Annotated in this window: 11 protein-coding genes; 9 read left to right on the forward strand and 2 right to left on the reverse strand. The window is 69.7% G+C overall.

The genetic code is table 11. The features are described 5' to 3' along the window. Positions 1-100 precede the first annotated feature (100 nt). From ITJ66_RS18905 to ITJ66_RS18935, 7 genes are read left to right on the forward strand one after another with little or no spacing between them, the layout of a single operon-like run. The gene (locus ITJ66_RS18905) at positions 101-1,102 is read left to right on the forward strand and encodes a MoxR family ATPase (RefSeq protein ID WP_191941387.1); all 1,002 of its coding nucleotides are present in this window, start codon (positions 101-103) and stop codon (positions 1,100-1,102) included. Positions 1,103-1,106: 4 nt separating this feature from the next. After that, a complete protein-coding gene (locus ITJ66_RS18910; protein ID WP_229939091.1) occupies positions 1,107-1,997 on the forward strand; it encodes a DUF58 domain-containing protein in 891 nt (296 codons plus the stop codon). Further along, entirely contained in the window at positions 1,984-2,451 is a 468-nt protein-coding gene (locus ITJ66_RS18915) for a hypothetical protein (RefSeq protein WP_194645579.1), read from the forward strand. Before ITJ66_RS18910 ends, ITJ66_RS18915 begins: the two co-directional genes overlap by 14 nt. Continuing rightward, a complete protein-coding gene (locus ITJ66_RS18920; protein ID WP_137243278.1) occupies positions 2,442-3,440 on the forward strand; it encodes a VWA domain-containing protein in 999 nt (332 codons plus the stop codon). The genes ITJ66_RS18915 and ITJ66_RS18920 overlap by 10 nt, the downstream gene beginning before the upstream one ends. Next, positions 3,437-4,477 (forward strand): VWA domain-containing protein, encoded by a 1,041-nt coding sequence (locus tag ITJ66_RS18925; RefSeq protein WP_159879161.1) that lies wholly within the window; start codon positions 3,437-3,439, stop codon positions 4,475-4,477. Before ITJ66_RS18920 ends, ITJ66_RS18925 begins: the two co-directional genes overlap by 4 nt. Continuing rightward, positions 4,474-5,523, forward strand: coding sequence for a hypothetical protein (locus tag ITJ66_RS18930; protein ID WP_194645580.1), 1,050 nt, complete (start codon positions 4,474-4,476; stop codon positions 5,521-5,523). Before ITJ66_RS18925 ends, ITJ66_RS18930 begins: the two co-directional genes overlap by 4 nt. A gap of 41 nt (positions 5,524-5,564) precedes the next feature. Next, positions 5,565-7,322, forward strand: coding sequence for a proline--tRNA ligase (locus tag ITJ66_RS18935; RefSeq protein ID WP_079707162.1), 1,758 nt, complete (start codon positions 5,565-5,567; stop codon positions 7,320-7,322). Positions 7,323-7,369: 47 nt separating this feature from the next. Here the strand turns inward: ITJ66_RS18935 and ITJ66_RS18940 are convergent, their stop codons facing one another. After that, complete coding sequence (locus ITJ66_RS18940; protein WP_064295346.1) at positions 7,370-8,050, reverse strand: response regulator transcription factor; 681 nt, start codon at positions 8,048-8,050, stop codon at positions 7,370-7,372. After that, the gene (locus tag ITJ66_RS18945; RefSeq protein ID WP_194645582.1) at positions 8,047-9,756 is read right to left on the reverse strand and encodes a HAMP domain-containing sensor histidine kinase; all 1,710 of its coding nucleotides are present in this window, start codon (positions 9,754-9,756) and stop codon (positions 8,047-8,049) included. Before ITJ66_RS18945 ends, ITJ66_RS18940 begins: the two co-directional genes overlap by 4 nt. Before the next feature lie 207 nt (positions 9,757-9,963). Here ITJ66_RS18945 and nusA point away from each other — a divergent pair, with 207 nt between their 5' ends. Both nusA and ITJ66_RS18955 read left to right on the forward strand, forming a co-directional pair. Then, on the forward strand, positions 9,964-10,965 hold the full coding sequence (gene nusA, locus ITJ66_RS18950) for a transcription termination factor NusA (protein ID WP_192006629.1): 1,002 nt from the start codon (positions 9,964-9,966) through the stop codon (positions 10,963-10,965). Between the two features lie 5 nt (positions 10,966-10,970). After that, complete coding sequence (locus ITJ66_RS18955; RefSeq protein ID WP_137243273.1) at positions 10,971-11,240, forward strand: YlxR family protein; 270 nt, start codon at positions 10,971-10,973, stop codon at positions 11,238-11,240. Positions 11,241-11,507: the final 267 nt, after the last annotated feature.

Genomic DNA, 11,507 nt, shown 5'->3' on the forward strand with positions numbered 1-11,507 from the left:
CGGATCTTCACACGTAGACTGTTCGGACCGCCGGGTTCCACCAGGCGGATCCGCGTTCGACGGTCATCCGTCCGGACCGCCAGCCTCGCCAGGGAGACCAGTGACCGTGACGCCGAGCACCCCCATCGCGCCAGCCGAGCTGCAGCGGGCCCGCAGCATCCTCTCCGAGATCGTCGGTGCCTACGACGCGAAGGTGGTCGGCCAGCAGGGCCTGCGCACCACCCTGCTCGCGGCACTCGTCTCGGGCGGGCACGTCCTGCTCGAGAGCGTCCCAGGACTCGCGAAGACGACCGCGGCGGAATCGATCGCCCAAGCGGTGAACGCCTCGTTCAAACGCATCCAGTGCACCCCCGACCTGTTGCCGAGCGACATCATCGGCACCCAGATCTACGACGCCCGCACCGGCGCGTTCCAGACCCAGCTCGGTCCCGTGCACGCGAACTTCGTGCTCCTCGACGAGGTCAACCGGTCGAGCGCGAAGACCCAGAGCGCGATGCTCGAGGCGATGCAGGAACGCCAGACCTCCATCGGCGGCACGCACTATCCGTTGCCGAAGCCGTTCTTCGTGCTCGCCACGCAGAACCCCATCGAGCAGGAGGGCACGTACCACCTGCCCGAGGCGCAGCTCGACCGCTTCCTCCTCAAGGAGGTGCTCGACTACCCGACGATCGGCGAGGAGGCCGAGATCGTCCGTCGGGTGAACTCCGGGCTCTACGAGACCGACCAGGACCGCCCGGGGGTGAGCCTCGAGGACGTCCTGTTCCTGCAGTCCCTCGCCAAGCGGGTCTACCTCGACGCATCGATCCTCAACTACATCGTCCAGACGGTCTACGTGACCCGCCATGCGGGCGACTACCTGCCGCCGAAGCTCGCGAGCTACATCGAGTACGGGGCGAGCCCGCGTGCCAGCATCGCGTTCAGCACGGTCGCGCGGGCGCTCGCGATCCTCGCCGGGCGTGACCACGTCATCCCCGAGGACGTCAAGGGCTACCGCCACCAGGTGCTGCGGCACCGCATCATCCTGAACTTCGAAGCCGCGGCCGACGACGTCTCGCCCGAGACGATCATCGACGCCGTCTTCGGAGCGGTCCAGGCGCCGTAGGCCCGTGTCAGCCCCGCTGCTCCACCGGGTGAAGTCCAAGCTCTTCATCCACGCCCACCGCCGCGTGCGGGGGATGCTCGACGGCGAGTACCGTTCGGTGTTCCAGGGGAGGAGCCTCGACTTCGATGACCTCCGCGAGTACACCCCGGGCGACGAGATCAAGGACATCGACTGGAAGGCGACGGCCAGACACGGTGCTCCACTCGTGAAGCGCTTCATCGCCACGCGGAAACACCAGGTGCTGTTCGTCGTCGACACGGGTCGTGATCTCGCGGCGCTCGCCGAGGGTGGGAGCACCAAACGCGAGGTCGCCATCCTCGCGGTCGGCATCCTGGGGTACCTCGCGATCCGGCACGGCGACCTCGTCGGTCTCGTCGCCGGCGACGCCGCCGCACCGGAACTCGTCCGACCCGCCGGCACCGAATCGGCACTCGAACGCCTGCTGCAGCACATCGACCGGCGTGCATCGCTCGCGGCGCCCCAGAGCGATCTCGACGAGCTGCTCGGCTATGCGGCACGGTCGGTCAAGCAGCGCTGTCTGCTCGTGATCGTCTCGGACGACGAGGAGATCACGCCGAAGCGGTCGGAGATCCTCCGTCGCCTGCACGTCCAGCACGAGGTGCTCTGGATCTCGGTCGGGGACGCCGACCTCATGCGCGCGGAGTACACCGGTCGGGCGATGGTCGACGTCGCCGACGAGCGGTCCCTGCCGGCCTTCATCCGGTCGGACGACGCGCTCCGTCGCGAGTTCACCGAGGCCGTCACCAGCGCGACCGCCCGACACCTCGACCAGCTCGAGGAACTCGGCATCAGCGGTCAGCGCGTGACCGGGGCCGACGACGTCGTCCCCGTCCTCTTCCACCTCCTCGAGGCCCACCGACATGCCCGGCGATAACGGCTACTACGCACCGGTCCAGTACACGCTGCTCTGGCCGGTGCTCGGACTCGTGCTCATCGCGCTCGTGATCGGGTGGTACGTCTGGATGCTCGCCCACGTGCGCCGTCGCGCGCGCGGGAGCGCTCCGCGCCCGGCGCCGCAGCCGTCGCCGACCGTCCTGCGCGACCGCTACCTCGCACTCATCGGCGAGATCGAGCGCGAGCACGTGGACGGCGCCCTGAGTACGCGGCGCGCCCACCAACGGCTCGGCGCGATCCTCCGGATGTACGCGCACGAGTCCAGCGGCGTCCGCGCCCAGGTCATGACCCTCGCAGACCTCGATCGCGCCGGACTCGCGCCACTCAGTCGTGCCGTGTCGGCCTACTACCCGGTCGAGTTCCGCGAGGCCGAGACGGGCAGCGTCGCCGAGGCCGCCGCGCTCGCCCGCCAGGTGGTGACGACGTGGAGCTGATCTACTGGTGGATGCCGCTCGTCTGGCTCCTCGCCGTGGCAGCGGTGGTCGCCGTCGTCGTCCTCGTGGCCCGCACCGGGCGGCGCCGGAAGGCGAACGCCGAGCCGCTGTGGGTCGCGCACTCCGAACGGCTCACCGCGCTCCCCGGATACCGTCGTGCGCTGTCGCGGTACCGGCGCCTCATCATCGCGACGATCGCCGCGCTGGGGGTGCTGCTGCTCGCCGGCACGGCCCTCGGGTCCCGCGTGGTGAGCACGACGGTGTTCCAGCCCGAACTGCGCAACCGCGACATCGTGCTCTGCCTCGACGTGTCCGGGTCGATGACGGAGTACGACGCCGCGCTGGTCGGGGTGTTCGAGAAGCTCGTGCAGCGGTTCGACGGTGAGCGGATCGCGCTCGTCCTGTTCAACGCGTCCGCGACCACGTACTTCCCGCTGACGAGCGACTACGACTACGTGGCCGCGCAGCTCGACCACCTCGTCGAGGACCTCACCTCGCCGGAGAGCGACTACGAGTACTGGAACGGCACCGATCTCGGGAACGGGTCGTCCCTCATCGGCGACGGTCTCGGGTCCTGCGTCATGCGGTTCGACCAGGTCGGCGAGGAACGGTCGCGCTCGATCGTGCTCGCGACCGACAACTACGTCGCCGGCGAGCCGATCCTCACGCTCAAGGAGGCCGGCGCGTATGCGAAGGCGCAGGACGTGACGGTGTACGGGATCAACCCCGGCGACGTCTCCAGCAAGGACTACCTCGACGACCTCGCCGCGGAGATGGACGAGGTCGTGACGTCCACCGGCGGGGACTACTACGCGCTCGCCGACCCCGGCGCGGTCGGCGGCATCGTCCAGCAGATCACGGCGGAGCAGACGAAGACGCTGAAGGGCGCCAAACAGCTCGTGCAGGTCGACGAGCCGTTCGTGTTCGTGCTGGCGGCGTTCGGCGGCCTCGCGGCGCTCATGCTGCTCGCCTGGAGGTTGCGCCGATGACCATCAACCCCGTTCTGCCGATCTGGGCCGTCGCCGTGCTGGGCACCGTCCTCGCGGCCTTCGCCGTCTGGCAGTTCCTCGCCGGGGTGCGGCGGCCAGGAGCCTGGCACTGGATCGCCCGACTGGCCATGGTCGTCGTGCTCGTGATCATCGCCCTCCGACCGACCATCCCCGGCAACCATCGCCCGCCGTCCGCGATGGGCGACCTCGACGTCTACTTCGTCGTGGACACGACGAGCTCGATGGCCGCCGAGGACTGGCCGGACGAGACCGCGTCGGGGACGGACGAGAACGGCGCCCCGAAGCCGCCGACCCGACTCGACGGTGCAAAAGCCGACATCACCGGTATCGCCGACCGGCTTGCCGGTGCCCGCTACGCGCTCGTGACGTTCGACGCCGTGGCCGTCCAGCGCATGCCCCTCACGACGGACGCGACGGCGCTCCGGTCGGCTGCGGAGGCGATGACGCAGGAGATCACCACCTACTCCCGCGGCAGCAGCATCGACGCTCCGGTGGAGTTCATGACCACGCTGCTGACCCAGGCCGAGGAGCAGGAGCCGGGTCGGAACCGGATCATGTTCTACCTCGGTGACGGCGAGCAGACGAGTGGCGCGGCGCCCGGATCGTTCGAGAGCATCGCACCGCTCATCGGCGGCGGTGGCGTGCTCGGCTACGGGACCGAGGCCGGTGGGACCATGCGCGAGTTCTCCGGGTACCAGGACGGCAGCGTCCGCTACATCCAGGACTACTCGACCGGTGAGCCCGCCGTGTCCCGGCTGGATCCGGGCGCACTCGAGACGATCGCGTCGCAGCTCGGCGTCGAGTCGGAGATCAGGACACCCGGCGCGTCGCTCGACGACGCACTCGACGGCCTCGCCGTCGGCGGCGTCACCGTCGAGGACGAGGTGGACATCCGGCGCACCGATGAGCTGTACTGGGTGTTCGCGCTCGGGTTCGGTGTGCTGCTCCTCACCGAGCTCCCCGGCCTGGTCGGCGCGCTGGGCGAGCTCCGACGGACGAAGGGTGGGCAGGCATGACCCTCTTCGACGATCGGACCCGCACCGACCGGCCCGACGACGCGCCGCGCAGCCCGGAGCCACGGCCACGACTCGAGGAACCGCGGCGTCCGCCGCTGGCCCCGGCCGAGGTCGCCCGGTTGCGCCGTCGGCTGTTCTGGTGGTCCCTTCCGCTGGTGCTCGTCGCCCTCGTCGTCGGGGTCAAGTTCGTGAGTCTGCCGGTCGTCGCGCAGTCGGCGATCGCCGAGTACCGCGCCGAGGACTACTCCGGGGCGCAGCTGAGCGCGGGGCACCTCTTCACGGCGAACGTCGTCGAGCCGTGGATCGCCTGGTTCGACCGGGGCACCGCAGCCGCGGCCGGGCAGGACTGGGTGCAGGGGACCGACGACCTCGGGAAGGCGCTCGAGCTCGCGCCGACGGAGGAGACCGCCTGCATCGTCCGGGTCAACCTGGCGCGCGCGTACGAGACCCAGGCCGACGAGTACGTGAAGGGCCAGTTCTTCCAGGGCGCCATCAACCTCTACGACACGGCGAAGCGGATCGTCGACGAGGGCGAGGGCTGCTTCGAGGGGGAGTCCCAGGATCAGAACGAGGACCCCCAGGACCCGCAGGACCCGCAGGACCCGCAGGACCCGCAGGACCAGGGTGATCAAGGTGGTCAAGGAGGTCAGGACGACCAGGGCGGTCAAGGTGACCAGGGCGATCAGGGCGACCAGGGTGACCAGGGCGACCAGGGCGGAACCGGGCAGCAGCCCGACGTGATCGATCCGAAGGGTACGCCCGGTGAGAACCTGCAGGACACCGGCGATCGCATCGACCGCAAACGTCAGGATGCGACCGACCAGCGCGACCGGTCCGGCGGGCAGGGCCAGCAGGATCCTTCGAACGGGGGACAGGGCGACGGCGACTCGAGCGGCTCGAGCGGTACCGGTGACAGCGAGGTCGACGGGAAGGTCGACAAGTTGAAGGACGCCGGCCAGGACGCCCAGCAGGACAAGTCGACCGAGGACGCCAAGAACCGCGGTCGGAACAACGACAACGGGAACTTCGCCGATCGCCCCTGGTAGCGGTTCCGGGCTGCCTGCGTGTGACGGACTAGCATGGACAGGTGGTTACGCGCCTTTCGAATTACTTCCTCCGTACGCTCCGTGAAGACCCTTCCGACGCGGAGGTGACGAGTCACCGCCTGCTGGTGCGGGCGGGGTACATCCGACGCCAGGCGCCGGGTGTCTTCGCCTGGTTGCCGCTCGGGTTGCGGGTGAAGAACAAGATCGAGGCCATCGTCCGCGAGGAGATGGCGAACGCCGGCGCGTTCGAGGTGCACTTCCCCGCGCTCCTGCCGCGCGAGCCCTACGAGGTCACCGGCCGGTGGGAGGAGTACGGCGACGCCCTCTTCCGCCTGCACGACCGCAAGGGTGCCGACTACCTGCTGGCGCCGACGCATGAGGAGGTCTTCACCCTGCTCGTGAAAGACCTGTACTCCTCCTACAAGGACCTGCCCCTGTCGATCTATCAGATCCAGGACAAGTACCGCGACGAGGCCCGTCCCCGGGCAGGCCTCCTGCGCGGTCGTGAGTTCACCATGAAGGACGCCTACTCGTTCGACGTGTCCGATGCCGGGCTCGACGCGAGCTACCAGGCGCAGCGCGACGCCTACGAGCGCATCTTCACGCGGCTCGGCCTGGAGTACGAGATCGTGCAGGCCGACGCCGGCGCGATGGGCGGTTCACGGAGCGAGGAGTTCCTGCACCCCACCGCGGTCGGTGAGGACACCTTCGTGCGTTCGGCCGGCGGGTACGCCGCCAACGTCGAGGCCTACACCACCGAGGTCCCGGAGGCCCGCCCCATCGAGGGTCTGGCACCCGCGACGGTCTTCGATTCGCCGAACACCCCGACGATCTCGACGCTCGTCGACCTCGCCAACGAGCGGCACCCGCGCGACGACGGACGGGCCTGGACGGCCGCCGACACCCTCAAGAACGTCGTGCTGGCACTGCGGCACCTCGACGGCACACGCGAGCTGGTCGTCATCGGCCTGCCGGGCGACCGCGACGTCGACCTCAAGCGCGTCGAGGTGGCCTTCAGCCCCGCGGAGGTGGAGGCCGCGACCGAAGCGGACTTCGCCGCGAACGCCGGGCTCGTCAAGGGCTACATCGGACCGTGGTCCCCGCAGGGGCCCGTCCTCGGTGAGGAGTCGGCAACGGAGATCCGGTACTTCCTCGACCCTCGGGTCGTCGACGGCACCGAGTGGATCACCGGCGCGAACGTCGATCAGCAGCACGTCTTCGGCCTCGTCGCCGGGCGCGACTTCACCGCCGACGGCTTCGTCGAGGCGGCCGAGGTCCGCGCGGGCGACCCCGCGCCCGACGGCTCCGGACCGGTCGAGCTCGCTCGAGGCATGGAGATCGGACACGTCTTCCAGCTCGGGCGCAAGTACGCCGAGGCGCTCGGACTGAAGGTGCTCGACGAGAACGGCAAGCTCGTCACGGTGACCATGGGCTCCTACGGCATCGGGATCACCCGCATCCTCGCGATCATCGCCGAGGGCAACAACGACGAGCGCGGCCTCATCTGGCCGAAGGCCGTCGCCCCGTTCGACGTGCACGTCGTCGCAGCAGGACGAGACGCGGCGATCTTCGAGGTGGCCGAGGAACTCGTGGCCTCGCTCGAGGCGAGCGGGAAGGACGTCCTCTATGACGACCGCACCGGCAAGGTGTCCCCGGGCGTCAAGTTCGGCGACGCCGAGCTGATCGGCGTGCCCGTCGTGGTGGTCGTCGGTCGCGAGGCCACCGAGGGCTTCGTCGAGCTCTGGGACCGGGCCGCCGGCACGAAGGACCGGGTCGCGATCGCCGATCTCGCCCTCTGAGCCACGAGAGCGCAGGAACGGTCGTCATCCCGTCCGGATGACGACCGCTACTGCGCTCTCGTGCTGAGGCGGTAGCCGGCTCCGCGGACCGTCGCGATGGCGTCCTTGCCGATCTTGTTCCGGAGATACCGCACGTAGACGTCGACGACGTTCGAACCGGGATCGAAGTCGTAGCCCCAGACCCGGCTGAGGAGTTCCTCCCGGCTGAGGATCTGGTCCGGGTGGCGGAAGAACTCCTCGGCCAGGGCGAACTCGCGGGTGGACAGCTCGACCGGCACACCGTCGACGAGGACGCGCCGTTCGCGCAGCTCGAGCTCCAGATGACCGACCGACAGCCGTTCCTGGACGGCGGTGGTCGACGCCGGAGCCCGCTCGGCCAGGCGTCGGCGGATCCTGGCCAGGAGCTCCTCGAACCGGAAGGGCTTCGACATGTAGTCGTTCGCCCCGCCGTCGAGGCCCGCCACGAGGTCTCGCGCGGAATCGCGGGCGGTCAGGATGATGACGGGGAGCTCGCTGCCGTCGTCGCGGAGCCGTCTGAGCACCTCGAAGCCGTCGACGCCGGGGAGTCCGATGTCGAGGACGAGCAGGTCGAAGTCGCCGCTCTCCGCCAGCTCGACGACCTGCGAGCCGTCGACCGTCACGTCCGCCGTGTGTCCGGCGGCACGCAGGCCCTTGCTCACGAACGCGGAGATCCGCGTCTCGTCCTCGGCGACCAGGATCCGGCTCATGCGTGGTCCTCCGGCGCACTCCGCCGAGCCGAGGTGTCGACGAGGTCCGGGAAGTCGTCCTCAGGGGACGGTGCTCGCGAGCGTGGTGGTGCGTCGATCGCGGGGCGTGCATCGCCGGGTGTCGGTCCGGCCTCCATCGCCGCGGTCGTCTGCGCCTCGGCGGCTTCCTGAGCCGCCTGCGCCTCTCGCAGCGCGATCGCCTGGGCCATCGCGCTGCGTGGGATCGCCGCGGTCTCGTCCGGGTCGAGGTCGAGGTCCGCGTCGGACCCCTCGTCGTCGTCCGCCACCGCGAGCGGCAGTCGGATGCTGAAGAGGGAGCCGGCCTGCTGCGTGTCCTCGACCTCGGCCCACCCGCCGTGTGCCGCGGCGATCGCCTGCACGATCGACAGGCCGAGGCCGGAGCCTGCGACACCCCGTCCACCGCTCACCCGGGTGAACCGGTCGAAGATGCGTTCGCGGAGCGCCTCCGGCACCCCGGGCCCGTCGTCGGCGACGGAGAGCACGAGCGCCGGGTCGTCCGACTCGTCGAACCGGCTCGAGATCACGATCGTCGACCCGGCCGGGGAGTACTTCGCGGCGTTGTCCGCGAGCTGCAGCCAGGCCTGGGCCAGTCGCCCGGCGTCGACGTCCGCGGTGAGTGCGGCCTGCTCGCCCAGGGTCCACTCGTGTTCGGGCGAGATCGCCGTGGCCTTCTCGTGGACCGAGGCCGTGAACGCCTCGATGTCGACCGGCTCCCGGTCGAGGGTCGACGCGAGTCCGGCCGTCGAGAGCTCCGTGATGTCGGCGACGATGGAGCTCATCCGGTCGAGTTCGTCGAGGGCGAGGTCCCGGGTGGCGGCCACCTCCGCGGGGTCGGACGGATCGAGGAGCTCGAGGTGTCCGCGCACGATCGTCAGCGGCGTCTTCAGCTCGTGGCCGACGTCGTCGAGCAGCTGGCGTTGACTGGTGAAGGCCTCGTCGAGCCGGTCCAGCATGCCGTTCACGGTCGTGGTGAGCTCCGAGACGTCGTCGCGACCGACGACCGGGATCCGCTCGTCGAGGTCCGACTCGGTGATGCGGGCCGCGGCGTCCCGCAGCAGCCGGATGGGGTGAAGCAGTCCGCCCGCGAGCTGCCAGCCGACGAGGCCGAGCAGGAGCAGGCACACCACGGCGACCACGATCTCGACGGCGAGGATGCCTCGGGACTCCGCGAGTGCCGCGTGCACGTCGGTGGCGATGACGACGTGGGCCACACTCGGGTCGCCGACGACCTGCACCGGGATGATCGCGTACCGCACGGTGCGGTCACCGGTGGCCTCACCGGTCACGACGCCGCGGGACGATCGGGCCGTGATGGTGTCGAGGAGCTGCGGGTCGTCGTCCAGGCGGAAGGCGGACGGGGCGCTGGGCGCGACCGTCGAGCCGTCGGCGCGCACACCGATGGCGGTCTCGTCCTCGGCGAAGATCCAGCGTCGCATCACCGCGTCGACTGCCGCGTCGCTCGTCGCCGGGGCATCGGCGGAGTCGCCTGAACCGACCACCATGAAGGCGATGAGCTCGGCGCTGTGCTCCAGGCGGGCGTCGATGGTCGCGAGGGTCTGCTGTCGGCCGAGCGTGTAGGTGGAGACGCCCACGAGCGTCATCGCGAGCGTCGTCGCGAGCAGGATCGCGACGAGGATCCGCACCCTCGTGCTCCGCATGACGTTCCGCAGCTCGCCCAAGACCATTGGCCAATCATGTCACCCGCCCCGAGACGCGGTCGAGCCGGGAGCGGGACCCTCGAGGACGCGCGGCGGCTTCCCAGCTGGGTGGATGACGTACCCCTCGGCATCCGGTACCGTAGACAGACGGGTTCGGCAGCACGGCAGCAGCATGCCCGTCGTGCCGCTGCACGTCTTGCCGCGGCACCACCAGTTGAATAGAGGAGGCCATCGATGGACATCGATCTCGGTTTGTTGAAGTCGATCGAACGCGAGAAGGAGATCCCGTTCGAGGAGCTCGTCGTGATCATCGAGCAGGCCATCCTGAGTGCGTACCTGAAGAGCACCGAGGGTACCGACACCACCTCGCGCGGCGACGTCCCGGCAGCGCGGGTCCAGCTCGACCGCAAGACCGGCCACGTCGGGGTGTTCGTGCCCGAGTTCGACGACGAGGGTGTCCTGATCGGAGAGGCCGAGAGCACGCCGGACGACTTCGGCCGCATCGCCGCCTTCGCCGCGAAGCAGGTCATCTTCCAGCGGCTCCGCGACATCCAGGACGACGCCGTCCTCGGCGAGTTCAAGGGCCGCGAGGGCGACATCATCGCGGGCGTCATCCAGCAGGGCCCGAACCCGCGCATGATCCACGTCGACCTCGGCACCATCGAGGCGATCCTTCCGCCCGAGGAGCAGGTGGCCGGTGAGGAGTACCCGCACGGTGCACGCATCCGCGTGTACGTGACGAGCGTGACGAAGGGCCTCAAGGGTCCGCAGATCACCGTCTCGCGCACCCACCCCGGACTCGTACGGAAGCTGTTCGCCTTGGAGGTCCCGGAGATCGCATCCGGCATCGTCGAGATCGTCTCACTCGCTCGCGAGGCCGGACACCGGACCAAGATCGCGGTGAAGGCGAACGACCCGAGCATCAACGCCAAGGGCGCCTGCATCGGTGAGCTCGGGCGTCGTGTCCGCGCGGTCACCGACGAGCTGGGTGCCGAGAAGATCGACATCGTCGACTACTCGCCCGACCTGCCGACGTTCGTCGCGAACGCGCTCTCGCCGGCCAAGGTCACGAGCTCGTACGTCATCGACCAGTCGCTCAAGGCCGTCCGGGCGCTCGTGCCGGACTACCAGCTGTCGCTCGCGATCGGCAAGGAGGGGCAGAACGCCCGTCTCGCCGCCAAGCTCACCGGCGCCAAGATCGACATCCAGCCGGATTCGATCCTCGAGTCGGACTGAGCCGGATGGAACCGGTGCGGACCTGCGTCGGCTGTCGCCGTCGCGAGCCGCGCTCGGCACTGCTGCGCGTCGTCGCGGTCGAGGGGGCGCTCGTCCCCGACGCCGCGACGCGCCTGCCGGGCCGCGGATCCTGGGTGCACCCGACGTCGGCGTGCGTCGACCAGGCGGTGCAGCGTCGGGCGTTCACGAGGGCGCTCAGACTGACCACGGGACCCGACGCGTCGGCGGTCCGGGCCTTCGTGTCGACGGAACCGGCCGCGCCGACGGCTGAATGACGTCGTCGGGCTCGAACGACCCGCTCACGATCCGGTGGTGAGCCCGCACCCAGGGTCGGGGTGTACGATGGTGACTGCACGCGAGAGCGCTCCGGCGCACACCGTGCTTCCCACCGCAGGTATCAGGCCCGGATCCCGGGCCTGCATCCTGCTGCCGCCCCACCCGGGTGCGGCATTCCGAGAGAACAGGCTGAACGGCTAATGGACAACTCATGAGCGGCTCGAAATGAGCACCGTCCACCACTAACGCTTGCCCCTGCCTGGGTG

It is taken from the genome of Plantibacter sp. VKM Ac-2885 (assembly GCF_015351205.1).
Classification (GTDB): domain Bacteria; phylum Actinomycetota; class Actinomycetes; order Actinomycetales; family Microbacteriaceae; genus Plantibacter; species Plantibacter auratus.

Coding starts and splice junctions, on each gene's coding strand:
- ITJ66_RS18940 (WP_064295346.1), bottom strand. CDS start 8,050: ATGAGCCGGATCCTGGTCGCCGAGGACGAGACGCGGATCTCCGCGTTC.
- ITJ66_RS18930 (WP_194645580.1), top strand. CDS start 4,474: ATGACCCTCTTCGACGATCGGACCCGCACCGACCGGCCCGACGACGCG.
- nusA (WP_192006629.1), top strand. CDS start 9,964: ATGGACATCGATCTCGGTTTGTTGAAGTCGATCGAACGCGAGAAGGAG.
- ITJ66_RS18925 (WP_159879161.1), top strand. CDS start 3,437: ATGACCATCAACCCCGTTCTGCCGATCTGGGCCGTCGCCGTGCTGGGC.
- ITJ66_RS18915 (WP_194645579.1), top strand. CDS start 1,984: ATGCCCGGCGATAACGGCTACTACGCACCGGTCCAGTACACGCTGCTC.
- ITJ66_RS18955 (WP_137243273.1), top strand. CDS start 10,971: ATGGAACCGGTGCGGACCTGCGTCGGCTGTCGCCGTCGCGAGCCGCGC.
- ITJ66_RS18945 (WP_194645582.1), bottom strand. CDS start 9,756: ATGGTCTTGGGCGAGCTGCGGAACGTCATGCGGAGCACGAGGGTGCGG.